Source organism: Devosia subaequoris (genome assembly GCF_014197055.1).
Taxonomy (GTDB): Bacteria; Pseudomonadota; Alphaproteobacteria; order Rhizobiales; family Devosiaceae; genus Devosia; species Devosia subaequoris.
This window is the reverse complement of record NZ_JACIEW010000005.1, coordinates 295,536-320,531: the sequence shown is the minus strand read 5'-3', so window position 1 is coordinate 320,531 and position 24,996 is coordinate 295,536. Positions and strand designations below refer to the sequence as shown.

Annotated in this window: 24 protein-coding genes; 19 read left to right on the top strand and 5 right to left on the bottom strand. The window is 62.2% G+C overall.

Annotated elements, in window-relative coordinates:
* Window positions 1–49: 49 nt before the first annotated feature.
* The 4 genes from gap to GGR20_RS12175 all read left to right on the top strand — a co-directional run bounded on the left by gap (window position 50) and on the right by GGR20_RS12175 (window position 3,789).
* A complete protein-coding gene (gap, locus tag GGR20_RS12190; RefSeq protein ID WP_183311628.1) occupies window positions 50–1,057 on the top strand; it encodes a type I glyceraldehyde-3-phosphate dehydrogenase in 1,008 nt (335 codons plus the stop codon).
* 202 nt (window positions 1,058–1,259) lie between these two features.
* On the top strand, window positions 1,260–1,790 hold the full coding sequence (locus GGR20_RS12185; RefSeq protein ID WP_183311627.1) for a putative glycolipid-binding domain-containing protein: 531 nt from the start codon (window positions 1,260–1,262) through the stop codon (window positions 1,788–1,790).
* Between the two features lie 63 nt (window positions 1,791–1,853).
* Window positions 1,854–2,141: a hypothetical protein gene (locus GGR20_RS12180; protein WP_183311626.1), complete on the top strand. Its 288-nt coding sequence runs from the start codon at window positions 1,854–1,856 to the stop codon at window positions 2,139–2,141.
* Window positions 2,142–2,586: 445 nt separating this feature from the next.
* A complete protein-coding gene (locus GGR20_RS12175; protein WP_183311625.1) occupies window positions 2,587–3,789 on the top strand; it encodes a phosphoglycerate kinase in 1,203 nt (400 codons plus the stop codon).
* 37 nt (window positions 3,790–3,826) lie between these two features.
* On the opposite strand, the gene GGR20_RS12170 is transcribed toward GGR20_RS12175, so the two are convergent.
* Entirely contained in the window at window positions 3,827–4,657 is an 831-nt protein-coding gene (locus GGR20_RS12170) for an aldo/keto reductase (RefSeq protein WP_183311624.1), read from the bottom strand.
* A gap of 216 nt (window positions 4,658–4,873) precedes the next feature.
* On the opposite strand from GGR20_RS12170, the gene GGR20_RS12165 reads away from it, so the two are divergent.
* The 9 genes from GGR20_RS12165 (at window position 4,874) to tilS (ending at window position 14,025) form a co-directional block, all read left to right on the top strand.
* The gene (locus GGR20_RS12165; protein WP_183311623.1) at window positions 4,874–5,902 is read left to right on the top strand and encodes a class I fructose-bisphosphate aldolase; all 1,029 of its coding nucleotides are present in this window, start codon (window positions 4,874–4,876) and stop codon (window positions 5,900–5,902) included.
* Between the two features lie 179 nt (window positions 5,903–6,081).
* Window positions 6,082–6,687 (top strand): thiamine phosphate synthase, encoded by a 606-nt coding sequence (locus GGR20_RS12160; protein ID WP_183311622.1) that lies wholly within the window; start codon window positions 6,082–6,084, stop codon window positions 6,685–6,687.
* Complete coding sequence (locus GGR20_RS12155; protein WP_183311621.1) at window positions 6,684–7,793, top strand: tetratricopeptide repeat protein; 1,110 nt, start codon at window positions 6,684–6,686, stop codon at window positions 7,791–7,793. The genes GGR20_RS12160 and GGR20_RS12155 overlap by 4 nt, the downstream gene beginning before the upstream one ends.
* Before the next feature lie 131 nt (window positions 7,794–7,924).
* The gene (locus tag GGR20_RS12150; RefSeq protein ID WP_183311620.1) at window positions 7,925–8,719 is read left to right on the top strand and encodes an inositol monophosphatase family protein; all 795 of its coding nucleotides are present in this window, start codon (window positions 7,925–7,927) and stop codon (window positions 8,717–8,719) included.
* Window positions 8,720–8,836: 117 nt separating this feature from the next.
* Window positions 8,837–9,832: a flagellar motor protein MotA gene (locus GGR20_RS12145; protein ID WP_183311619.1), complete on the top strand. Its 996-nt coding sequence runs from the start codon at window positions 8,837–8,839 to the stop codon at window positions 9,830–9,832.
* A 3-nt stretch (window positions 9,833–9,835) separates the two neighbouring features.
* The gene (locus GGR20_RS12140; RefSeq protein ID WP_183311618.1) at window positions 9,836–10,861 is read left to right on the top strand and encodes a peptidoglycan -binding protein; all 1,026 of its coding nucleotides are present in this window, start codon (window positions 9,836–9,838) and stop codon (window positions 10,859–10,861) included.
* 292 nt (window positions 10,862–11,153) lie between these two features.
* Window positions 11,154–11,603: a peptidoglycan-associated lipoprotein Pal gene (pal, locus tag GGR20_RS12135; protein WP_104894906.1), complete on the top strand. Its 450-nt coding sequence runs from the start codon at window positions 11,154–11,156 to the stop codon at window positions 11,601–11,603.
* Window positions 11,604–11,746: 143 nt separating this feature from the next.
* Window positions 11,747–12,766: a tol-pal system protein YbgF gene (gene ybgF, locus GGR20_RS19105; RefSeq protein ID WP_183311617.1), complete on the top strand. Its 1,020-nt coding sequence runs from the start codon at window positions 11,747–11,749 to the stop codon at window positions 12,764–12,766.
* On the top strand, window positions 12,751–14,025 hold the full coding sequence (tilS, locus tag GGR20_RS12125; RefSeq protein ID WP_183311616.1) for a tRNA lysidine(34) synthetase TilS: 1,275 nt from the start codon (window positions 12,751–12,753) through the stop codon (window positions 14,023–14,025). The genes ybgF and tilS overlap by 16 nt, the downstream gene beginning before the upstream one ends.
* Here tilS and GGR20_RS12120 read toward each other — a convergent pair.
* Both GGR20_RS12120 and GGR20_RS12115 read right to left on the bottom strand, forming a co-directional pair.
* Window positions 14,022–14,726, bottom strand: coding sequence for an anti-sigma factor (locus GGR20_RS12120; protein ID WP_183311615.1), 705 nt, complete (start codon window positions 14,724–14,726; stop codon window positions 14,022–14,024). The two genes, tilS and GGR20_RS12120, sit on opposite strands and share 4 nt — an antisense overlap.
* Window positions 14,723–15,274: a sigma-70 family RNA polymerase sigma factor gene (locus GGR20_RS12115; RefSeq protein WP_183311614.1), complete on the bottom strand. Its 552-nt coding sequence runs from the start codon at window positions 15,272–15,274 to the stop codon at window positions 14,723–14,725. The genes GGR20_RS12120 and GGR20_RS12115 overlap by 4 nt, the downstream gene beginning before the upstream one ends.
* Window positions 15,275–15,450: 176 nt before the next feature.
* On the opposite strand from GGR20_RS12115, the gene argB reads away from it, so the two are divergent.
* Window positions 15,451–16,353 carry an acetylglutamate kinase gene (gene argB, locus GGR20_RS12110; protein WP_183311603.1) on the top strand — a complete coding sequence of 301 codons (903 nt, stop codon included), beginning with the start codon at window positions 15,451–15,453 and terminating at the stop codon, window positions 16,351–16,353.
* A gap of 120 nt (window positions 16,354–16,473) precedes the next feature.
* Window positions 16,474–17,250 carry a sulfite exporter TauE/SafE family protein gene (locus tag GGR20_RS12105; protein WP_246349566.1) on the top strand — a complete coding sequence of 259 codons (777 nt, stop codon included), beginning with the start codon at window positions 16,474–16,476 and terminating at the stop codon, window positions 17,248–17,250.
* Window positions 17,251–17,292: 42 nt separating this feature from the next.
* Here GGR20_RS12105 and GGR20_RS12100 read toward each other — a convergent pair whose 3' ends face one another.
* Both GGR20_RS12100 and GGR20_RS12095 read right to left on the bottom strand, forming a co-directional pair.
* Window positions 17,293–18,780: an MFS transporter gene (locus GGR20_RS12100; RefSeq protein WP_183311599.1), complete on the bottom strand. Its 1,488-nt coding sequence runs from the start codon at window positions 18,778–18,780 to the stop codon at window positions 17,293–17,295.
* 86 nt (window positions 18,781–18,866) lie between these two features.
* On the bottom strand, window positions 18,867–19,142 hold the full coding sequence (locus GGR20_RS12095) for a hypothetical protein (protein ID WP_183311597.1): 276 nt from the start codon (window positions 19,140–19,142) through the stop codon (window positions 18,867–18,869).
* A gap of 184 nt (window positions 19,143–19,326) precedes the next feature.
* On the opposite strand from GGR20_RS12095, the gene ilvA reads away from it, so the two are divergent.
* From ilvA to GGR20_RS12075, 4 genes are all read left to right on the top strand, one after another.
* Window positions 19,327–20,847: a threonine ammonia-lyase, biosynthetic gene (ilvA, locus tag GGR20_RS12090; protein ID WP_183311596.1), complete on the top strand. Its 1,521-nt coding sequence runs from the start codon at window positions 19,327–19,329 to the stop codon at window positions 20,845–20,847.
* 163 nt (window positions 20,848–21,010) lie between these two features.
* Window positions 21,011–22,237, top strand: coding sequence for an aq_1923 C-terminal domain (locus GGR20_RS12085; RefSeq protein ID WP_183311594.1), 1,227 nt, complete (start codon window positions 21,011–21,013; stop codon window positions 22,235–22,237).
* A 77-nt stretch (window positions 22,238–22,314) separates the two neighbouring features.
* A complete protein-coding gene (locus tag GGR20_RS12080) occupies window positions 22,315–23,016 on the top strand; it encodes a pyrimidine 5'-nucleotidase (RefSeq protein ID WP_183311592.1) in 702 nt (233 codons plus the stop codon).
* Window positions 23,017–23,099: 83 nt separating this feature from the next.
* A complete protein-coding gene (locus GGR20_RS12075; protein ID WP_183311590.1) occupies window positions 23,100–24,977 on the top strand; it encodes an ABC transporter ATP-binding protein in 1,878 nt (625 codons plus the stop codon).
* The last annotated feature ends 19 nt before the right edge of the window (window positions 24,978–24,996 follow it).

Sequence of the window (24,996 nt, the reverse complement as noted above, 5' to 3'; positions counted from 1 at the left end):
AGAGCCGCGCCTCCCTTTTCTCCTCCCCTCCCGCTAGGAGCACAAAAACATGGCAGTTCGCGTCGCCATCAATGGATTTGGTCGTATCGGCCGCAATGTCCTCCGGGCCATCATCGAGTCGGGCCGCACCGACATCGAAGTGGTGGCCATCAACGATCTCGGCCCGGTCGAAACCAATGCCCACCTTTTGCGCTTCGATAGCGTGCACGGTCGTTTCCCGCACAAGGTAACCGTCGAAGGCGACACCATCGACGTCGGCCGCGGCCCCATCAAGGTCACTGCCGTCCGCGATCCGGCTGAACTGCCGCACGGTGAGATGGGCGTCGACATCGCGCTGGAATGCACCGGCATCTTCACCTCCAAGGAAAAGGCCAGCGCGCACCTCAAGGCCGGCGCCAAGAAGGTGGTCATTTCGGCGCCCGGGGACGGCGCAGACAAGACCATCGTCTATGGCATCAACCATGCCAGCCTCACCAAGGATGACGTGGTCATCTCCAACGCCTCGTGCACCACCAACTGCCTGGCCCCGCTGGCCTATGTGCTGCACAAGGAGTTCGGCATCGAAAAGGGAATGATGACCACCATCCATTCCTATACCGGTGACCAGCCCACCCTCGACACCATGCACAAGGATCTCTATCGCGGCCGCGCGGCTGCGCTCTCGCAGATCCCGACCTCGACCGGCGCTGCCAAGGCCATCGGCCTGGTGCTCCCCGAACTCAAGGGCAAGCTCGACGGCGTCTCCATCCGCGTGCCGACCCCCAACGTCTCCTGCGTCGACTTCAAGTTCATCGCCAAGCGCGATGTGACCGCCGAAGAAATCAATGCTGCGATCAAGAAGTACGCCGATAGTGAACTCAAGGGCGTGCTCGGCTACACCGAGTTCCCCAACGTCTCCATCGACTTCAACCACGACCCTCACTCCTCCACCATGGCGCTGGATCAGACCAAGGTAATGGACGGAAACTTCGTCTCGGTCCTGAGCTGGTATGACAATGAATGGGGCTTCTCCAACCGCATGGCCGATACTGCCGTCGCGCTGGGCAAGACGCTCTGAGCGGGTTGCGAAGCTGACTTGGAAAGGGCGTCCCAAGGGGCGCCCTTTTTGTTGACCCGGCCTATCCTCAACCAATGTCACCCCGGCCTTAAGCCGGGGCCCAACCGGAGATCTCAATTTGGATCCGGGCTCAGGGCCCGGGATGACAGCCGGCAGGTGCTGATGCAATGTGCCTGAAGAGCGGATCACCCTGTGGTGCCAAATGATTCTCAACCGATCCATCCGCTGGCGCGGCCTTGATTTCGAAACCCTCGAGCATTGCCACATCATCGCCAATGGCCGCGACACCCGCATTCGCGGCACGATAATCGGGCCCGATTTCGGCCTGTTCTATCGCCTCAAGCTCGATGAGAACGGCCACGCCCGCACGGTCAGGATTGAGCGTGCAGACGGCAAGTCCCTCGAATTGTTCGCCGATGGCGCCGGTGGCTGGTCCGACGACCGCGCCGAACCCATCCCGGCCCTGCGCGGCTGCGTCGATGTCGACATCTGGCCCACCCCTCTAACCAATTCACTACCCATCTGGCGCGGTGACTGGGCGGACAACAAACCGCTCTCCTTCACCATGGCCTGGATCGACGCCACCGACTTTTCCTTCAAACGCTCCGAGCAGATCTACACCCGCCTCGACGCAAGCCATTTCCGCTACCAATCTGCCAGCTTCGAGGCCGTGCTTGAGATCGAGGCGGACGGCCTCGTGACGAACTATCCCGGCCTCTTCACGCAAATCTGATTCACGCCCTTGTCACCAAATCGGCCTAATGGCTGCACTGTGTCGGCAACGGAGCAATGAATAATGTTCCTCCTCACCAAGCGCATCTCGGCGACCTTGCCCCTGATCTGGCTCTTGCTCGGCATGATGCAGATGCCCTGGCTGATCCCGCTGCCCGCGGTTCTCATGCTGGGCTTTCTGACCTGGCGCCACCGCCGCATTCTCACCCAGGTCGGCTCCGCGCCCCTCGCCAGCGATGGTTTCGCCAAGCATGTCATGGTCGACGATCTATTGCGGCTGGGCGGGCAGATGCTGATCTCGCCCTTGCTCTACATGGCGGGCGCCGCACTCGTTTCGCCCTTGGCTGGATAGCCTGCCGGGGACAAAAGGCATTTCTTTGTCGTCACGAGTTCTTCGACTTATCCCCGTTCCAAATATCTCCCGCATACTCCCCCCATCCCCGTCACGCACGCGGCCCCGACGCAGGGCCGGACGGGGAGGCCGGGAAGAGGGGCGCCTCTTTACGCGGGTAGAAGCTCGGCAGCCGGACCTGCAAGAACGGTACCGCCTGAATCCGGACCCGTGGAAAATCCGTGTTTCCGTGACGAACGGCCAGTGGCTCTTGCACTTGAACGTTCATCTTTCTGGGCCACTGGCCGTTCGTTACCGTGTATCCGCAAGCCGAAGGGCCGGGCGGCTTCGAACCATGCCCGACTGGCGGACGCCATGCCTTAAGAGAAATTTGCTGTCCCTGCTTCCGCCAAACGTGGCACTCTGCTACCCACGGCGCGAAAAGAACTGACCCGGAGGCAGCACCATGAGCATCAGCTTCAAGACCCTGGACGAACTCGATCTGACGGGCAAGCGCGTGCTCCTGCGGGCCGACCTCAATGTCCCTGTCGCCGACGGCAAGGTCACCGATGCCACCCGCATCGAGCGGCTGGTGCCCACCATCCGCGAAATCGTCAAGAAGGACGGCAAGGTCATCCTGCTGAGCCATTTCGGACGTCCCAAGGGCCAGGTGAACCCCGAATTCTCGCTCGAACAGGTTTGTTCGGCCGTCGCCCAACAAACCGGCCATCCGGTCGGCTTCGTTGCCACCGACTGGATTGATGTCAGTGCGGCCCAGGCCGCTATCGACGAAGCGCCCGCCGGCTCGGTGCTGGTCATGGAAAACACCCGCTTCCATCCGGGTGAAGAAGCCAATGATGTAGAACTGGCCCGGCGCATGGCGAGCCTGGGCGATGTATACGTCAACAACGCCTTCTCGGCCGCTCACCGCGCCCATGCCTCGACCGAGGCGCTGGCGCACCTGCTGCCTGCCGCAGCGGGCCTTGCCATGCAGGCCGAACTCGAAGCCCTGGAATCCGGGCTCGGCAAGCCGAAAAAGCCCGTCGTCGCCATTGTCGGCGGCGCCAAGGTATCCTCCAAGATCGACCTGCTCGAAAACCTGGTCACCAAGGTGGATGGCCTGGTCATCGGCGGCGGCATGGCCAACACCTTCCTCTTCGCCCAGGGCTATGGCGTGGGCAAATCGCTTTGCGAAAAGGATCTGGCCGACACCGCCCGCCGCATCATGGACAAGGCCGACAAGGCCAATTGCGCCATCATCCTGCCCATCGACGCTGTGGTCTCCTGGCACTTAAAGGCCAATTCGCCCACCCGCCTCTATGGCGTGGATGCCATCGACCCCGATGGCATGATCCTCGATATCGGCCCGTCCTCCATCGAGCGCATCAACGCCGCCATTGACGACGCCCACACCGTGGTCTGGAACGGCCCGGTCGGCGCCTTCGAAATGCAGCCCTTCGATGCCGGCACCGTCGCCATCGCCAAACACGTCGCCAAGCGCACCCATGACGACCTGCTGGTCTCGGTCGCCGGCGGCGGCGACACTGTCGGCGCGCTGGCCCATGCCGGCGTCAAGGACAAGCTCAGCTATGTCTCGACCGCTGGCGGCGCCTTCCTTGAATGGATGGAAGGCAAGCCCCTTCCGGGCGTCGAAGCGCTGAAGAAGTAATCAAAAAAAGGCCGGGTCACCCCGGCCTTTTCATTTTCTAGAACGTCGCCGACATCGGGTCCGAGCCGATCCGGCCATCGGCAGTATCAAGCCCGGCAATCGCCGCCTTGTCTTCCTCGCTGAGCGCAAAGTCGAACACCTCGAAATTCTCGACGATACGGCTTGGGGTCGCCGATTTGGGGATCACCACCAGACCCAGATCGAGATGCCAACGGATGATCACCTGGGCCGGGCTCTTGCCGTGCCGCTTTGCGATCTCGCCGATCACCGGATCGGCCAGCACATTGCCCTGCCCCAGCGGGCTCCAGCTTTCCGTCACCACGCCCAGACCAGCATGCTTGTCGCGCATCGCCTGCTGCTGGAAACGCGGATGGAGCTGGATCTGATTGATTGCGGGGGTAACTCCGGTTTCGCGGATCAGGTCGTCGATATAGGTGCCCTCAAAGTTCGACACGCCAATGGATTTGACCTTACCCTCTTCGCGCAGACGGATCAGCGCCTTCCAGGTCTCGATATATTTACCCCGGAAAGCTGACGGCCAGTGAATCAGATAGAGATCGACATAATCGGTCCCCAGCCGTTTAAGGCTCGCATCCATAGCCCTGAGCGTTTCGTCAAACCCCTGGTCCTCGTTCCACACTTTGGTGGTCAGAAAGATATCCCCCCGGTCTATCCCAGAGGCGACAATGCCCTTGCCGACACCTTCCTCGTTTTTATAGACGGCAGCGGTGTCGATATGCCGATAGCCGGTTTTAAGCGCAGTGCTCACGATCTCGACGGCAACATCGTCCGGGGTCTGCCAGACGCCCAGCCCCAGTTGCGGGATTGAGCGGCCGTCATTGAAGCTCACATGCGGTTGCGTGCCCATTATTATATCCTGACTTTATGTGATTTTCGGCGCCCGGGACGCCTGGGAGATATCGGCAATTTACGATGAACAGCGGTAATCGCCAACCCCTGCAACAGGTTCCATCCCCAACTTCCATACAAGATTAGCCTTTCGTCTCATATCCGGAGGTCTAATCGAATCCCGGCCAACGAAAGTCTAATCTCCAAGGCAGTTCACATCCGAGGTTTCACTGCCATGACCAAGTCGCTCAATGCCATTGCCCAGAAATTGATGACCCCCGGCATGGGCATCCTGGCCGCCGATGAATCCGAAGGCACCATCGGTAAGCGCTTCGACAAGATCAACCTGCCCAACACGCTCGAATTGCGCCGCGATTACCGCGAAATGCTGTTCGGCGCCTCCGAGGCGATGAAATCCTACATCTCCGGCGTCATCCTCACCGAGGAAACCCTCAAGCAGGAGGCCGCTGACGGCACGCCCTTCCGCGCCATCCTCGCCGATGCCGATTGCATCCCCGGCATCAAGGTCGATCGCGGTGCGTTTCCAATGCCCGGAGAAGGCGGCGAGAAGATCACCGAAGGGCTAGACGGCCTGCGCCAGCGCCTGGCTCACTACGCCGAATTGGGCGCCGGTTTCGCCAAATGGCGCGCTGTCATAACCATCAATGACATCGCCCCCACCCGCAACAATATCCGTGCCAATGCCCATGTCCTGGCGCGCTATGCCATGCTTTGCCAGGAAGCAGGCATTGTCCCCATCGTTGAGCCCGAAGTGGTCGGCGATGGTGAACCGGGTAATCACTCTATCGAGCGCTGCGCCACGGTCACCGGCGATGTGCTGGAAAATGTGTTCAAGGAACTGCGCCTGGCTGGCGTCGATTTGGCTGGCATGCTTCTCAAGCCCAACATGATCCTGCCCGGCATCAATTCGCGCGAGCGGCCCAGCGTCGAAGAGGTCGCCCGCCGCACCGTTGAAGTGCTCAAGGAACATGTCCCCGCCGCCGTCCCAGGCATCGCCTTCCTTTCCGGCGGCCAGACCGACGAGGAAGCTACAGCGCATCTCTCGGCCATGAACCGCATTGCTGGCAAGCCCTGGCCGATGACCTTCTCTTATGGCCGGGCCCTGCAAAATGTCGCCTTGCGCACCTGGGCTGGTCGTCGCGAGAACTTCCAGGCCGCACGCCAGGCCTTCACCCACCGGGCTCACATGAACTCCCTCGCTGCCACTGGCGAATGGACCAATGATGTGGATCGGGCCGCTTAGCCCCTTCCTTCTTGCCGCGAACCCAACGTCGTGGCTGGCGCGCACTCCCTCCCGGGGTGCGCGCCTTTTATCTCCGGTGGAGCGCCATTGCCTATGATGGGGTCAATCCCCTATTGAGGCATGTCCCTTTCTTGCCAAAATGGCACCTTAGGGACCACGCCGCGAATATCGGGAACATCATGGCTCCGCAGCTCTATCTCATCACACCGGAAAATCCGCAGCTTGAGCAGTTTCCGCGCCAGCTCATGAGCGTGCTGTCCGGCCCGGAAATCGCAGCCCTCCTGGTGCGGCGCGCTGGCCAGGACGATGCCGGATACACCGCCCTTGCCGAGCGCGTCATCCAGATCGGCCAGGCCGCTGGCGCCGCCGTCCTGCTTGAGGATGACGCCGAACTCGCTCGGCGCCTCGGTGCCGATGGCGTGCATGTCACCAGCGGTGGTACCGAGGCCATCCGCGAAGCCATCTCGCTGCTCAAGCCCGAGGGAATAGTCGGGGTCGGCAATGTCCGCTCGCGCCACGACGCCATGAGCTTTGGCGAACTCGACGTCGACTACGTCATGTTTGGCCCGCTGGGCGGCAAGCCGGATTCCGCCGCAGCAGATCTGGCGGCATGGTGGGCCGAAACCTTCGAAGTCCCGGCAATCTATTCCGATCCGCAGATCGAAGCTGGCGCCCTCGACCAGACCGGGGCCGAGTTTGTCGCCCTCTCCGATTGCATCTGGGCGGCCGACGATCCAGCCGCAGCGCTCAGCGCCATCGACGCGGCCGCCAGGGCAGACACATGAAGCACGCGCCTATCCTGCTCGCATTGATGATGGCTGGCGCGGTAGTGCCCGCCTTGGCGCAGAACAATGTGGCCGACCAGATCAACGATTCTGTGTTCGGCCCTCGCGCGCCCACCGACTATGCCTTCGGCGCCTATCAGCGCGGCTATTTTCTGACTGCGCTGGAGCTGGCCCTGCCGCGGGCCGAGCAGGGTGATGCTGCCGCCCAGACTTTGATCGCGGAAATCTATGCCCGAGGCCTGGGCGTGGCGCAGAATACCGAGCGCGCAGCCGGCTGGTATCAGTTGGCATCCAATAATGGCGACCGGCTTGCCACCTTTGAATTGGGCATGCTGTATCAGGACGGCGTCGGCGTCCCTCGCAACCGCCAGCGCGCTGCCGAATTGTTCACGGCCTCAGCGGAGGCTGGCTATATCCCGGCCAAGTACAATCTGGCCCTGCTCCACGTCGAAGGGGTTTATGCCGACCCGAACCTGACGCGTGCAGCCGAGTTGATGAAGCAAGCGGCAGACGCCGAACTGCCCGAGGCCCTTTATGATTATGGCGCCATGCTGCTCGAAGGCGCGGGCCTTGCTCCCGATATCGAACAGGGCGCCGACTACATCCGCCGCGCCGCCGAAGCGGGTTTGGCTGATGCGCAGGTCGATTATGCAACCCTGCTTTATCTCGGCCAGGGCGTCGAGCAGGACATCGAGGCCGCCGCTTTCTGGTATGGCGTTGCCGCGAGCGCAGGCAATGTCGTGGCCCAGAACCGCTATGCCAAGCTTCTCGCCGTAGGCGAAGGCGTCACCCTTGATCTTGAAGAAGCGGCCATGTGGCGCGCGCTGGCGCGTCGGCAAGGCCTCACCGACCCCGATCTCGATCGCCTGCTGGTATCAATCCCTGCCCAAGCGCTGGAACGCGCCGAAGAACGCGCCCGCTTCTGGCCATCCACCCCGCTCAGTATAGAAACTGTCGCCACCGTGCCGACCGTGGAAGGGCCCGTTCTGCCCAGCCCCACGGACGCCGACAATGCTCCCACCCAGGTGGTCGATCCCAATCCCGCGTCCCCGGACGCATCCGAAACCGGAACCTCCGCTGAGGGCACGGAAACGCAAGCCCCTTGAACCAGCCTCGGTTCTGGGGCAATAAGCGCGCCACACTTCAATCCAGCGGCGGGGCATCTGCCCCTTGGCCGGCCGGCAGACCGCTCTGCCCGCCCCGGTCGACCCGCATGAGCTAGCGAGCAATCCACGTCATGGCCCGTTCCGCCCTTCTCAACGTCATGGTCAGTGCGGCCATCAAGGCCGGCAAGTCGCTGGCACGCGATTTCAACGAAGTCGAGAACCTGCAGGTCTCTCGCAAGGGCCCCGCCGATTTCGTCTCCAAGGCCGATCTGCGCGCCGAGCAGATCGTCTATGACGAACTGCGCAAGGCCCGCCCGACCTACGCGTTTCTCATGGAAGAGGGCGGCGAGGTTGCCGGCACCGACGGTCAGCACACCTGGATCATCGATCCGCTCGATGGCACCACCAATTTCCTGCATTCCATTCCCCTGTTCGCCGTCGCGATCGCCCTGCAGCGCGGCGACGAGATTGTTGCCTCGGTGATCTACAATCCGATCATGGACGAGCTCTACACCGCCGAAAGGGGCGGCGGTGCCTGGCTGGCCGACACCAAGCGCCTGCGCGTCGCCGGTCGCCGGCATCTGTCCGATGCAGTGGTCACCACCGGCATCAAGACCCAGGGCACCAGCAATGACACGCTGCAATTGCGCCAGCTCGCCACGATCAATCCTGCTGTCGCCGGCATTCGTCGCTCCGGCTCGATCGCGGTCGACATGGCCTGGCTTGCCGCCGGGCGGTTCGATGCGCTCTGGGAAGCGGGGCTGAAACCCTGGGACGTCGCGCCGGGCCTGCTGATGGTCAAGGAAGCCGGTGGCCTTGTGACCGACTTTGCGGGCCAGCCCGGCTCTGTCTGGAACGGCCAGATCGTGGCTGGCAACGAGACGTTGCAGGGTGCATTGCTCAAATCCTTGCGCAAGGTCCAGTAGCGCTGCCGCATTCCTGTCACTGCGTGCCGCTAACCTTTTTAATTGTCACGCCTTTCCACCGCCTCTAGACTCAGGGGCGGTTGATTTGCGCGCGCGAGGGGCAAAGGTTCGGGACAGATGACGCAGACTTACGACCCCTATCACCTCTCCAGCCCGACCGTTTATCTGGTCAAAATCGTCATTTTTCTGGTGCTGGTGGGGCTGGTCGCCGCCATTCTGGCTACCAACATCGTTTCGTTCTTCTGGGCCAACCCGTTCATCAATTCGATGATCTTCTTTGCCCTGTTCATCGGCATTTTCCTCAGCTTCCGGCAGATTTTCCGACTGTTCCCGGAAGTCAAATGGGTCAATTCCCTGCAGGATGGCGATGCCAGTTCGGCCCGCCCGCCCGTGCTGCTGGCGCCGGTCGCCGGCATTCTGCGCGAACGGATCGGCGAAGCCATCATCACCCCGGCCTCCATGCGCTCCATTCTCGACTCGGTGGGCAACCGGCTCGACGAGGCCAAGGACACATCACGCTATCTGACAGGCCTGCTGGTCTTCCTCGGCCTCATGGGCACGTTCTACGGCCTGCTCGAAACCGTGAGCTCGGTCGCCGGTGTCATCAATGCGCTCGACGTTACCTCGGCTGATAGCGCAGCCCTGTTCGCCAACCTCAAGGAAGGCCTTGCCGCACCGCTGGGCGGCATGGGCACGGCCTTCTCGTCCTCCCTGTTTGGCCTCGCCGGATCGCTGATCCTCGGCTTTCTCGACCTCCAGACCAGCCAGGCGCAGAACGCCTTTTATACCGATCTTGAGGATTGGATGACCTCGATGACGGAGCTGGATCATCCGGTCACCGCTATGCAGGCCAATTCCATGGGCGTCGCCGGTGCCGACATGCAGGCCATGATCGAGCGCATGGGCGCCAATATGCAGAACCAGAATTCCTCGCAGAACGCCATTCGCGCCATGGCTGAACTGGCCCGTGGCATTGACGGACTGGTCAAGCATATCCGCACCGAGCAGGAGGATTTGCGCCGCTACATCACCGAGCAGGGCGAAACCAACCAGAAGCTGCGCGACCTGATCCAGGCCATGCTCGACGAAGCCGACAACGAGCGCCGGAACTAGCCCATGCCCGCCGCGCGCGCCCGCCGCAGACAGGAAGCCAATTACTGGCCCGGCTTTGTCGATGCGCTGTCGAGCCTGCTGCTCGTCATCATCTTCATGCTTTCGCTGTTCATGCTGACCCAGTTTTTCCTCGGCCAGGAGATTCAGGGACGCGACACGGCGCTGGCCCGGCTCAACAGCCAGATTGCCGAGCTGACCGAATTGCTGCAACTCGAACGCGCCAATTCCGACGACCTCAATGCCCAGTTGGCCACCCTGACCGCGACCCTGGCCGGAGCCCAGTCGGAAAACGAAGCCCTGTCAGATCGGCTCGCCGGCATCGGCGCGGGGCTTGGCGATCGCGACGACACCATCGCGGCGCTGGAATCGGACCTGCTGCAGGCCGAACAGCTTTCCGATGAGGCCAATGCCCAGGTGGCCCTGCTCAACCAGCAATTGGCGGCGCTACGGTCCCAGATCGGCGCGCTTGAGGCTGCCCTGGAGGCCTCTGAAGCCCGTGATGCCGAGTCCCGCACCCAGATTGCCGACCTGGGCCGCCGCCTCAATCTGGCACTGGCCCAGCGTGTGCAGGACCTGACCCGCTACCGCTCCGACTTCTTCGGGCGCCTCCGCGAAATTCTGGAAGGCCGCGCCGATGTCACCGTGGTCGGCGACCGCTTCGTGTTCCAGTCCGAGGTGCTGTTCGACGCCGGCCAGGCCGAGGTCAATCCGGCCGCCCTGCCCCAGCTCGATTCACTGGCCGACGCCATATTGCAGCTTGAGACCGAGATCCCGCCAGACATCAATTGGGTGCTGCGCATCGACGGTCATACCGATAGCCGCCCGATCTCCAACGCGAGATTCCCGTCCAACTGGGAACTCTCAGCGGCCCGCGCCATCTCTGTGGCGCAATATCTGGTCACCCAGGGCGTCTCGCCCAACCGCCTCGTGGCGGCCGGCTTCGGCGAATTCACGCCGCTCGATCCCGCCGAGACCGACGAAGCCTACCGCCGCAACCGTCGTATCGAATTCAAGCTGACGGAAGGGTGATGCCTGGCGCGCCGTAACCGGCTGGACGCACCCGCTGGGGATCGGCCGGATTTCAAAGCCTGCTCTTAACCCTGTCGACCAATACCGCCTCCCCTGTTGCGCCGCGGCAACGCCACAAAAAAGCCAGGATTCCCGCCACATCCGCGCCCCATTAGCTGGCGATTAACCACTCTGGCACACCCGGTTTTAAGAATAAGCGCGGTAAATGCTGTCCTTAAGATTGAAGCCTTTCCCTTAGGAGCCTCCCGTGGTCATCCCCGCACCCATCAATTCCGCCCTGCGCGCCGCAGCCATGCTGCTGTTCGTAGTGGTCATCGCCGCCTGTTCGCGCAGCGCCACCGACAATGTCGGCCTGACCGGCGTCGGCAATACCGGAGCCGGCGCTCCGGGCAGCCAGCAGGAATTCATTGTCACCGTCGGTGACCGCGTTTTCTTTGAAACCGACTCCAGCTCGCTGACCAGCGAAGCCATGGCCACGCTCGACAAGCAGGCCCAGTGGCTCAACCAATACGCCAATTACCGCATCATGATCGAAGGCCATGCCGACGAACGCGGCACCCGTGAATACAATATTGCCCTGGGCGCTCGCCGCGCGTCGGTGGTGGTGAACTATCTGGTCAGCCGCGGCGTCAACGCTCAGCGCATCACCAGCCAGTCTTTCGGCAAGGAACGCCCGGTGGCGATCTGTAATGACATCTCCTGCTGGAGCCAGAACCGCCGCGCGGTCACTGTCGTCCAATAGGCATCGGATCCAGTGAAAACTGGAGGCAAGAGCGCCCGGAACCAGAAAATGGTCCGGGCGCTTTCTTTTGACCAAAATTGCTCTTTATCCGCGGACGCAGAATCCCCATCTTGGCCAGCATTGGCAGCATTTCGGAGGCAGGCGTGACGCTTAGGAATTTCAAGAAACTTGGCCGCGCGGCGCTATGTGCGCTTGGCATCGGTCTCTGCGCCCCGGCAGTGCAGGCCCAGACCACGCTGCCACCGGGCGAATTGAGCGGCCTCAGCTTCAACAATGACGGCGGCCGCATTCTGGTCGCCCAGGCCGACAATGCCCAGCTCATGGTGCGCATCCAGCAGCTTGAAGAGCAGATCCGCGTGCTCAATGGCCAGGTCGAGGGCTTGACCTTCCAGCTCACCCAGCTGCAGGAAATTCTCAACCGTTTTCAGGAAGACGCCGAATTCCGCTTTCAGGCACTGGAAGGCGGTGGCCCGGGAAACGGTGAGGCGGCAACACCAGCGGGCGGCGCCACCCAGCCCGAGGCGTTGCCGCAGAACCCTGCCGCCACCGAATCCGAAGTGCCACTGACCGATATTCCCGAGCAGGGGGTGCAGCCCCTGCCCGGCGAAATCGAATTCGATCCCACCTTTGACGATGGCAGTGCGCCCATGGACGATCTGGGCCAATCGGGCGACCCCCTGGTTGGTACTGGCCTGGCTGGTGGCATCGACCTGATCACGGGCGAGCCGCTGAATTTGAGCTACGACCCGGCGGCCGACCAGACCGGCAATCCGGATGCGGACGCCCAGTTCCGGGCCGGGTATGAGGCGATGCTGGCCGGAGATTATGCGTTCGCCGAACAGCAATTCAGCCAGTTCATCGAGCTCTATCCGGACAATCCACAGGTGGTGGACGCCGGAAACTGGCTGGGCGAAGCCATGCTGGCCCGATCTGCCTATGCCGAGGCTGCCGACGTGCTGGTGGATGCCTACCAGCAGAACCCCGATCACGAGCGGGCGCCCGACATCCTGCTCAAGCTGGGCGTGTCCCTCGCCGGCGTCGGGGAGCGGGAAACTGCATGCCGCACGTTCGGCGAGGTCTCGACACGTTATCCTGACACCATCCCGGCCTTCCAGGCCCGTCTCGCTGAGGAAAAGGCAAAGGCCGAATGTCCACCGGCCTGACACCCGACCTGGGTGATCCGGAAGTTTTAGCGCGCCTTTTCGCACCGGCGGCAGATCAGGCGGCGATCGGGCTTGCCGTCTCCGGCGGACCCGACAGCCTCGCCCTGATGCTGTTGGCCCAGCGCTGGGCCAGGGCGCTCGACACGCCCCCCAGGCTGATCGTCTACAGCCTCGACCACGGCCTGCGCCCCGAAGCAGCGAGCGAAGTGCAGATGGTATTGCGCGAAGCCGAAAAGCTGGGGCTGGACGCGCAAGGGCTGCGCTGGACCGGCGAGAAACCCCCAACGGGTCTGCAGGAAGCCGCGCGGCAGGCGCGCTACCGCATCATCGGCGAGGCGATGCAGGCCGATGGCGCAAGTTTGCTGCTGACCGCCCACCATCGCGCCGACCAGGCCGAGACAGTGCTGATGCGCTTGGCCCATGGCAGCGGCATAGAGGGGCTCAAGGGCATGACTTCGCTGAGCCAGGTCGAGAATATCACGGTGTTCCGGCCCTTGCTCGATGTTGAACCGGCCAGCATGGCTTTGCTGGTCGAAGAGGCCGGTCTCACCCCTGTGAGCGATCCATCCAACAAAGACAGCGCCTATGAGCGTGTGCGTTGGCGCAAGCGCTTGCCGCAACTGGCCGAAGACGGCCTGGACAGCGCCACCCTTTCCCGTTTTGCCAACCGGATGGCCGAGGCCGACTTGGCCCTCACCCAGATGGCCGATGCCGCCTTTGACGAGCTGGTGACACTGGATGGCTTCGGCGCCGCCAGCCTGCCTCAGGACGCATTTCACGCCCTCAGCCCGGCCATCGGCCGGCGCGTGCTGGCGCGCACGCTCAACATTGTCGGCGGCCGGCAAAAGCCGCGGGCACTGGGCCAAATTGAAAAACTCTACGATCAGATCGCCATGGGAGATCTGCCGCGCGCCGCAACGCTGCTGGGCGCCGTGGTGCGTTTGAAGGGAAAAGGATTGACCGTCTCCCGGGAGCCGGGCCGAGCCCTGCCGGAACCCTGCGCCCTGGGGGCGCATCAAAAACTGGTCTGGGATCAACGCTTCATGATCACCAATCTTTCAGGCGCGACGGGCCTGATCGCTGGCGCCACCGACTTCATGCCGCGTCATAGGCTCGAGCATTTTCTGGGATTCAAGGTGACCACTCCGGCCGAAGCCATCCGCACCGCGCCTCTGGTGCGCGACGCCGAGGGCGAAATTCTCTCCTTGGGCGGCTGGTCCTTCGACGACAGGATCGCCGTGGAACTGCTGGTCGATTAGATCTGGTGCACTTCGCCCAGGGCCACAACCGGACCGGTCGCCTTGCCTTCGGGCGCACCGCCCTTGGGCTCGAGCGTAATCGCCAGCACCGAGCCCTCACCCCATCCAGTTCGGACCTCTTCGCTCAGTGGTACCACAGAGCGCTCATTGACCGGGATGACGCCCATGGAAATGGCGTCCTGCTCGCCCTGGATCGCCCACAGTTCCAGATCGCGATCCGAGGGAACCTCGCCCGAAAGCGCAGTCAGCCGTACCGCTCCGGCGCCGTCGTAGAGAGCCAGGAAGCGCACATCGCTTCCCTCGGCTTCGAGCGCTGCCACAAGCTGGGTGGTTAGGCTGTTGACGCTTGTCGCTGGCTGCATCAGATTCAATCCAATGGCCGCTACAGCGACGGCCAGGGCGCCCGCGGTAATGCCGCGCCAGAGTGCCAGGCTGTTCCAGATCGAGGCCTTTTGCGCATGACCGAACAGCCGCGTTTCGACCCGGTCGAGCACATGGGCCGGCGCTGCCACCTCGGCAAATTCGTTATCCAGTGCGGCAAAGCGGGCTGCCCAGAAATCGCGTTCCGCCTGCAAGGTAGGGTTGGACGCTATCAGAGCTTCCACCCGAGCATGCTCGGCTGGTCCCAACAGGCCCAGGACGTATTCAGCTACCAGCGCGCCGCGCTCGTCACCGCCAGTACTCTCCTGTTGTTCACTCATGCCGTCAGACACTCTCTCAGTTTGATCAGGCTGCGTCGCAGCCAGGTTCGCATTGTATTGAGTGGCACGGAAAAGCGCTGCGCCAACTCATCATAACTATAGCCGTCCAGATAAGCGCCGCGTACCGCATCGGCCCGATCAGCTTCCAGCTTGGACAAACACGCTTCAATGCGCGCGCCCTCCTGGCTCGACTGCGTCAACCGCTCGGGACTGGGTCCAGCATCGGCAATTTCCATCGCCGTATCCAGGTCGTCACCCGCCGGTCGCCGTGCCCGCACCATGTCGAGCGCATGATTGCGCGCGATGGCCACCAGCCAGCTTATCGGCGAATACTGCCCCGCGACATAGCGATCCGAACGTTGCCAGACCTTGATATAGACCTCCTGTATGGCTTCTTCGGCCTCGGCTCTGTTTCTCAAGATACGCAGCACCACACCGAACAGTTTCGCGCTCGTGCGCTGATAAAGCGTACGAAAGGCCTGCCGGTCGCGCAGCGAACAGCGCGCGATCAGATCCGCAATCTCGGCGGTTCCCGTGTGATTTGCCATGGGCTTGGGCCCTCCCGTCCTCGCGGCCGTGCCGCGGCCTGTATCTGTGGAACGCGGCCAAGGGATAAATGGATCACTACTCTTCAAAAAAGCTGGGCAATGGCGTTTCATAGCACCGCAAAATGCAATAGACCCTTCACCCTGATGAAGGCCACGCCAGGGAGCCGCCCGCCACCATGACCGATCAAGCCTCCGAAACCGACCGGTTCAGCCACGATGCCGGCATCCTCGCCCAGGCCTTGCCCTATATGCAGCGTTATGAGGGCAAGACGGTCGTGGTCAAATATGGCGGCCATGCCATGGGCGATCTCAAGCTCGGCCAGGCCTTCGCCCGCGACATCGCACTGCTCAAGCAGTCCAAGGTCAACCCGATCGTGGTGCATGGCGGTGGGCCGCAAATCGCCCTGATGCTGAAAAATCTCGGCATTGAATCCAAATTCGAGGGCGGATTGCGCGTCACCGATGCCCGGACCATGGAAGTGGTCGAGATGGTCCTGGCCGGCTCGATCAACAAGGAAATCGTGGCGCTGATCAATGCTGAGGGCGAATGGGCGATCGGCCTGTGCGGCAAGGACGGCAACATGGTCTTTGCCAAAAAAGCCGAAAAGACCATCAAGGACCCCGGCTCCAATATTGAGCGCGTGCTTGATCTGGGTTTCGTCGGCGAACCCATCGAAGTCGACCGCACCCTGCTCGATCTGTTGGCGCGCTCCGAGCTGATTCCGGTGATCGCCCCGGTCGCACCCGGCCGCGATGGCAATACCTACAACATCAATGCCGATACATTTGCCGGCGCCATTGCCGGTTCGCTCGGCGCCAAACGCCTGCTGTTCCTTACCGACGTACCTGGCGTGCTCGACAAGGACGGTAAGCTGATCCCCGAGCTGACCGTGAGCGACGCCAAGGCGCTGATTGCCGATGGCACCATCTCCGGCGGCATGATCCCCAAGGTTGAGACCTGCCTTGAGGCACTCGACAACGGCGTCGAGGGCGTCGTCATCCTCAATGGCAAACAGCCCCATGTGGTGCTGGTGGAACTCTTCACCGAGTTCGGCGCCGGCACGTTGATCGTACGTTAGCGGCAATCAAGGTAAACCGTTTCCAATCCCTGCCCGCGAACGCAATGGCGTCGCGCAAAATACCCTATTAAGATGGTAGAGTATCGCGGTAGCCTCCCCCATCGGATGAGGGAGGCGGTATTGGCTTCAGAGTTCCTGGTTTTTGCCATTGTGGGCTTTTTGGCTCAGATCGTCGATGGCGCGCTCGGCATGGCCTATGGCGTCGTCAGCACGACCATGCTGCTCAGCTTTGGGCTCCCGCCTGCCGCGGCGTCGGCCAGCGTCCACACGGCCGAAATGTTCACCACGGCAGCCTCGGCCACCAGCCATATCAGCCAGCGCAATGTGAACTGGCATCTTTTCTGGCGTCTGGCTCCCGCCGGCATCGCCGGTGGCATATTGGGCACTTACGTCCTGACCTCCATAGACGGCACTGTGCTGCGTCCCTTTGTGACCGTCTATCTCGGTCTTTTGGGCGTCTATATATTGTTCAGAGCCTTCAGGGCCCGCGCGCCCTATCGCGAGCACGGGACTGCCTATATTGCCCCGCTCGGCGTGGCCGGGGGATTTGTCGACGCGGCAGGCGGGGGCGGCTGGGGGCCAATTGTCACCTCCAGCCTTATCGGCTCGGGCGGAGCGCCGCGCTATGTCGTCGGCACGGTCAATACGGTTGAGTTCTTCGTCACCACCGCGGTTTCCGTCGCGTTCGTCACCGCACTTTTCACCGGCCATTGGCAACAGACGGGTGGCCTTTATGGTCACATCTGGTCCGTCGCCGGTCTGGTTGCCGGCGGGGTGCTGGCAGCGCCGCTGGCCGGTTTCGTGGTTCGGATGATCCCCGCCAGAGCATTGATGCTCCTTGTGGGCGGACTTGTTACTGTTCTTGCGGCCTACCAAACTTGGCAATTATTGGCCTGATCCAGGCAGAACGAGCGCTCGCATCATGACTCCGGCAGTGAGTCACACCTCTGCGACAGCCGGCTTGGCCCCGCCCTGCCCCTCGGCCACCCGACTATTGCCCTTGAAGACAAATGCCAGCGCCAGCACAAGGGCGAAGGATACCACTTGATACCACATCGCCAGGGCGGCGGCGTCGCCAAAGGCAGCTTGCGGCCCATTCCCGGCTTCCAGGTTGTTTGCGAGTTGGGAGAAGAAGATCTGTCCGACCAGCGCCACGCCAAGCGCGCCGCCGACCTGCTGAAAGGCCTGCAAGGCGCCGGAACCGGCCCCGGCATCACGCGGCGGCACATTGCGCAGGACTAGTTGAAACAGTGAGGAAAAGCCGCCGCCCAGGCCAATGCCCGCTATAAGCAGGGGCACCAGGAAGCTCCAGGGATCGATGCTTTCGCCCGCACCCGCGACCACAAAATGCAGCCAGCCAATACCGAAGCTCACCATCCCAGCAGCCACGGCGAGGCGGCTGCGCAGATAGTGCGCTCCGAAGCGCGCCACGATAAAGGACGCGATCAGCACGCCCGCCGAGAAGGGCAGATTGGTCAGGCCCGATTGCAGCGGCGAGAAGCCGAAACCCGATTGCAGCAAAAGCGAAATCACCAGGAAAAAGCCGGGAACGCCAGAGGCAAAAACCGTGACGATAAAGGCTCCGAACATATAGTCGCGATTGGACAGAAGGTCGAAATTGAGCAATTGCGGCTGCCCCACATGCGCCCGCCGCTTCTGCCAGAAATAGAACAGCGCGAGCAGCGCAAGACCCGCCACCATCATGGCAAAGCTCCAGGCCGGCCAGTCCAGCGCCCGCCCCTCGATGATCGGGAAGATCACCGCAACCATTCCCAGGCCGAACAGGACAATGCCGACATAGTCATTGCGCAGCGCCGAATGCCCCGGCAGCCGCGGGATAAGGAACCACCCGGCAATAATGGCGGCGATGCCGATCGGTATATTGACCAGAAAGATTGGCTGCCAGTCGAGGCCGAATAGCTGCGCATCGATCAGCAGGCCCCCGAGCACCGGCCCGCAGACCGAGGCCAGTCCGGCGGAGAGGCCGAACAGCGAGAACGCCTGACCACGCTCGTGCGGTGGAAAAGTCACTGTGGCAATGGCCAGCACTTGCGGCGTCATCATTGCCCCGCCCAGCCCTTGCAGCACGCGCGCGCCAATCAGCATTTCAATGGAAGGCGCCATGCCGCACAGCGCCGAGGCCACGGTGAAGGCCGCCACGCCGAACAGAAACATGCGGCTGCGTCCCACAATGTCGCCAAGTCGTCCGAAGGGCAGCAGGCCCAGGGCAAAAGCCAGGACATAGGCAGCCACGACCCATTCGATCTGCGCGTTGCTGGCGCCCAGGCTATCCCGCATGGACGGCAGTGCCACATTGACGATCGTCACATCGATCAGATTCATGAAATTGGCAATGAGCAGGATGCTCAGCGCCAACCACCGACGGGGATCGGCGGGCGCAGCGGCTCCGGGCTCATTGGTCGTCATACGCAGAAATCCTCAAAACAAAGCAACGGGCCCGAACGACCCATTCCGTCGATCAAAAAATGCGCCCCACCTGATAGCGCAGCAACTCAGTCAGCCACACCTTCGGGCAGATTGCCCGCCTTGAACAGCACCTTGGGCTCGTCATAGGTGTCCGCCTCGACGTCCACCTCGGCCGAATAGGCCCACACCCCGGCTCGCATCGGGGCAATGCGTTCAGCCGCCGCAATCGCCGCCTCCGCTGATTTGGACTGCTGCGGCTGGTCAGGCTCCAACTTACGGCCCTTCTGTCGAAAACCCTGCACATAATAAAGCGTTGCCACTGTTCTGATCCCTAGATTGACCAGCAGCGGCAGACTCGCCATGCCGGTGCACACCGACACCGTTTACGACACAATCGGGCGCGTGTCGCAGAACATGTTCAGCCTCGACCCACTCGTCGCGACGCTGTGGACACCGATAACCTCCCGCGCCAGTATCGCCCGAGGTTGACATCTGGTGTCAGCAGGCGTCCCTCACCGCCATCATCAAGAGCCTCGAGACCGACCGATGACCGACTATGTCCGTAAAATCCTGACTTCCTCGGTCTATGAGGTGGCTGTCCAGACGCCGCTCGAAAAAATGGACCTTCTGTCCGCGCGGCTGGGTCAAGACATCCTGGTCAAGCGTGAGGATTTGCAGCCGGTCTTTTCTTTCAAGATCCGCGGCGCCCACAATCGCATTGTCCATCTGAGTGCCGAGGAACGCGCCCGCGGCGTGATCTGCGCCTCGGCCGGCAATCATGCCCAGGGCGTAGCGCTTTCCGCGACCCGGCTGGGCATCCGCGCCATTGTGGTGATGCCCACCACCACGCCGATCATCAAGGTCAATGCGGTCAAGCGCCTTGGCGGCGAAGTTGTCTTGTTCGGCGACGGGTTCGACGCAGCGCGGGCCCATGCGGCAGGCCTGGCGGAAAAACACGGCCACGTGTTCGTACATCCTTTCGACGACCCGGATGTGATCGCCGGACAAGGCACGGTCGGGCTGGAAATCATGCGCCAGCACCCCGAGCCCATCGGCGCCATCTATGTCCCCGTTGGCGGCGGCGGCCTTGCGGCGGGCATTGCCAGCTTCGTCAAATTCCTCCGCCCCGAAATCCGCGTCATTGGCGTGGAACCGGATGAAGCTGCCAGCATGAAGGCGGCCATCGCCGCTGGCAAACCGGTGCCGCTCGACCGGGTCGGACTGTTTGCCGACGGGGTGGCGGTGCGCCAGGTTGGCGATGAAACCTTCCGCCTGTGCCGCGATCTGCTCGACGATATCGTCACTGTCTCGGCCGACGAAATCTGCGCCGCCATCAAGGATATTTTCGATGATCACCGCGCCATCACCGAGCCGGCGGGCGCCCTGGCGCTGGCGGGGCTGCGGCGTGACATCGAAGACGGCACTGCGCCAAAGGACGGGGCACTGATCGCCATCAATTCCGGCGCCAATGTCAATTTCGACCGGCTCCGCTATGTGGCCGAGCGCGCCGAAATCGGCGAACGGGCCGAGGCGTTGATGGCCGTTACCATTCCCGAACGCCCGGGCAGTTACCGGGCCTTCATTCGCCTGATCGGCAATCGCGCTATCACCGAATTCAACTACCGCTATCGCGCCGGGGACAGCGCCCGCATCTTTGTCGGCGTGAAGCTCGCCCGCGGCGATGCCGAAAAGCGCGAGATCATTGAGCTCTTGCAGAACAACGAACTCGCGGTGACCGATCTGACCGACAATGAAGTGGCCAAGCTCCATGTCCGGCACATGGTCGGCGGACGCGCGGCGGGGCTGACCGACGAGCAGGTGTTCCGCTTCCAGTTTCCCGAGCGGCCCGGCGCCCTGCTCAAATTCCTTGAGGGACTGAACGACGCCTGGAACATCACCCTGTTCCATTATCGCAATCACGGCTCCGACTATGGCCGTGTGCTGGTGGGGGTGCAGGTGCCGGCCGAGACGCGCGCAGACTTCTTCGCGCATATCGACGCTATCGGCTTTCCCTATTGGGACGAAACCCAAAACCCGGCCTATCGCCAGTTCCTGCACATGGATTGAGCGAACCGACCGACATTAGGTTGAAATAAACCGCATTTAAAGCGGGCTGACCTATTTCCGCCATGCCGACATTGCATTTGCCAGAGCAAGGGGCAATCTGTCGACACTTTGGCAAACTGGACCATACCAGCACGCGCATAACTATAAGAGGGACATGAATACGATGATCAGAACGATCAAGACCACCAGCCTGATGACCGCCACCGGGCTTGCCGCCTTCGCTTTCATGCAGCCCGCTATGGCGCTCGATGCTCAGACCTTCCTTGACCGCATCGAGGCCGTTTACGCGGTCATGGGCTATGATATGAGCTTTGGTGAGGCCAGTCTGTCCGGCGACACCATTACGGTCGATGGCGTGACCATCAACATGGCCGGCATGGATCCCATGGCCCTCGATGCAGAACTGACCTTTTCCGGTGTCGTCGAGAATGACGATGGCAGCTATTTCGCCGACAGCCTGACCACGCCCGATCTCGACCTCGAATTCGGCGACGAACATACCGGGCAGCTGACCCTGGTGGATATGGTCGCTGAGGATCTCTGGCTGCCGCCGGAAGGCGATACCAGCGCTGAAGCGCTGGTGCAACTGATTGGCCGCATGGCAACCGGTCCGCTGACCGTGACGCGCGATGGCGCCGAAGTCATCAAGATCGCCGGCATGGAAGCAGTCTCCGAATTTGCCTATGACGCTGACGAGACACTGGAATCGATCAATTCCGACGTTGCCATCACCGATATCTGGGCGGACCTGTCGACACTGGGCGAAGAGGAGCCGGAAGCCGGCGCCATCGTCGAAGCACTGGGGCTCACCAGGATTTCAGGCAACATCACCCAGTCGGTGAACTGGTCCATGGCCGATGGGCGAATGGTATTCGAGGAGAGCAAGCTCGATTTTGCCGATATTGGTGCCCTCAATTTCACTGCCGACATTTCCGGCTTCACCCTCGACATGCTCGACAAGATCTACGCCATGCAGGCCTCCGATCTCGATCCGATGAGCGAAGAGGCCCAGGCCCAGCAGATGATGGCCGGCATGGAAATCGCCCAGGCGCTCTCCATTGGCGCGACATCGCTCCGCTATGACGATGCGGGCCTGGCACCTAAGCTGCTCGACCTGTTTGCTGCACAGTCGGGCGTCGAACGGGCCGAGTTCGTAGACAGCCTCAAGGCCATGCTGCCGGCCATGATCGCCGAAAGCGGGATGTCCGCCCTCAATGACGTCGTGGTACCGCCCGTTTCGGCCTTCCTTGAGGATCCGCAGAACCTGGAAGTAGCGATCAACCCGCCCTCCCCCACCTCGGTTCTGGTGTTGGCGGCCGCCGCCGCCAACCCGGCGGGCCTGATCCAGGCACTGGGGCTGACCGTGACAGCCAACAGCAAGACCAAATAAAGTCAATGTGGGGCCTTCGGGCCCCGCAACTCTTCTGCGCTGATGCAGGCTGCATCCTTTTGTGACATGATGGGCCAATGACCCCACTACGCCGTCCCCACGAAAATCTCGACCATGTCACCGACTGGGTTTTCGATCTCGACAACACGCTCTATCCGCGTGAGTGCAATCTGTTTGCGCAGATCGACACGTTGATCACCCGGTATGTGATGGATGTGACCCGCCTGGATTTCGCCAGGGCCCGTGCCTTGCAGAAGGACTATTATCGCGATTTCGGTACCACGCTGAACGGGCTGATGCACAAGCACGACATCGACCCCGACCACTTTCTCAATACCGTGCACGCCATCGACTATTCGCCGGTCGATCCGCATCCTGATCTGGTGGAAGCCATCGCCGACCTGCCGGGGCGAAAGTTCATCCTGACCAATGGCGATACCGGCCACGCCCGCTCGGTGCTCAGGCGCCTGGGCGGCGATCATCTTTTCGAACATGTGCACGATATCCGCGCCATGACCTTCGTGCCCAAGCCACACAAGAAGGCCTATGAGGGGTTCTTTGCCAACCATGGCATTGATCCGACACGGGCCATCATGTTCGATGATCTCGAAAAGAATCTGGTGGTGCCCCACGATCAGGGCATGGCTACGGTGCAGGTGGTGGCAAGCGACGATTTCAGCCATGAGCAGGTCGAGGCTTGGGAGCTGGGCCGCTCCACCGGGCCACATGTGCACCACGTCACCAGCGACCTTGCAGGCTTTCTGCGCAATTTGCCATGATGCGGACAATTCTGTCCAAAAGGTAATGGGCTCAGGGCTTTGTCCCTATTCCCGATTGGCTGGGAAGCCGGTACATTGCCGCCATGAGTGACCTGCCCGGGCGCCGTCGGCCGCCCATTCCCGAAACCAGCCCGACCCTTCGCGACCAGCTCGATAACCTCGCGCATCTGGGACGATTGATCGCGCAGATTTGGCGCACCAGCAAGGGACTGACCACAGCCAGCATTGTCCTGCGCCTGCTGGCGGCCGTGCAGCCGGTGGCCGTGCTTTATGCCGCCAAGCTGATTGTCGATGAAGTGGTACGGCTCACATCGATCACCCCACCCGGCCCCCACATTCTCGACTGGTTCAACGCTGGCGCGCTCAACGGGATTATCGGCTTCCTCCTGCTCGAACTGGCACTGGTGCTGGCCAATGATTTGGTCGCGCGGGCCACGGGCCTGGTGGATTCGGTGCTTTCCGAGCTCCATTCCAACCAGGTGAGCGTCGAATTGATGGAGCATGCCGCCCGGCTCGATCTGCAGCACTTTGAGAGCGCTGAATATCAGGACAGGCTGGAACGCGCGCGCCGCCAGGCCGCCGGGCGCAATGCGCTATTGAGCCAGATTTTTGGGCAGGCGCAGGACATCATCACCGTCTTCACCCTGGCCGCCGGTCTGTTCTTCTATGCGCCCTGGCTGATCCTGCTGCTGCCGCTGAGTTTTATCCCCTCGGTGTGGGGCGAGGCCCGCTTCAATTCGCTGGCCTACATGCTGAGCCGCTGGCGCACGCCCGAGCGGCGCGAACTGGAATATCTCCGTCATATCGGGGCCAGCGCCGAGACCGCCAACGAGGTCAAGCTGTTCGGGCTGGGCGGCTATCTCGTTACCCGCTTCAAGAAGCTGGCCCAACAGATCTTCATTGAGAACCGCCGCGTTGCCACGCTACGCGCCAGCTGGGGTGCCCTCTTTTCCGCCATCGCCAGCCTGGCCTATTACGCCGCCTATGGCTTCATCGTCTGGCGCACCATTACCGGTGCTTTCACCCTGGGCGATCTGGCCTTTCTTTCCGGTTCCTTCCTCAGGCTCAACGGCCTATTTCAGCGCATCCTGCTCGGCTTCACCCAGATTGCGGGGCAATCCATGTATCTGGACGACCTGTTCTCCTTCTTCGAAATCGAACCCACGGTGCTGGCCCCGGCCGACGCCAAGCCCTTTCCGGCGCCGATCCGCACCGGCATTGTCTTTGACAATGTAGGCTTCAAATATCCCGAGACCGACACCTGGGTGGTGCGCAACCTCTCCTTCGTACTGCCGGCCGGCGAAACACTGGCACTGGTGGGCGAGAATGGCGCTGGCAAGACCACCATCGTCAAGCTGCTGACCCGGCTCTACGACCCCAGCGAGGGGCGCATCACCATCGATGGGATCGATCTCAGGGACATGGCGCCGGTCGATATCCATACCCATGTCGGGGTGATTTTTCAGGACTTTATCCGCTACAGCTTTTCCGCCCGCGACAATATTGGGGTCGGCCGCATCGAGGCGCGCGAGGATCAACCCCGCATCGACACCGCCGCCGAGCAGAGCCTGGCCGACGGCGTCATTGCCAAGCTGCCCAAGGGCTATGACCAGCAATTGGGCCGCCTGTTCCGCCAGGGCCGCGATCTTTCCGGCGGCGAATGGCAAAAGGTGGCCATCGCCCGCGCCTATATGCGCGACGCCGAACTGATCATTTTGGACGAACCCACCGCCGCGCTGGACGCCAAGGCGGAAGCCGAAGTTTTTGCCCGCTTCAAGGGCCTGGCGGCTGGCAAGTCCGCCGTCATCATCTCCCACCGCTTTTCGACCGTGCGCATGGCCGACCGCATTCTGGTCCTCGACAATGGCGCCATACTCGAAGCTGGCACCCATGCACAACTCGTGGCCCTCAAGGGCCGCTACGCCGAACTGTTCGAGCTACAGGCGGCGGGCTACCGCTAAGGGCTCTGGGTCAACTCGC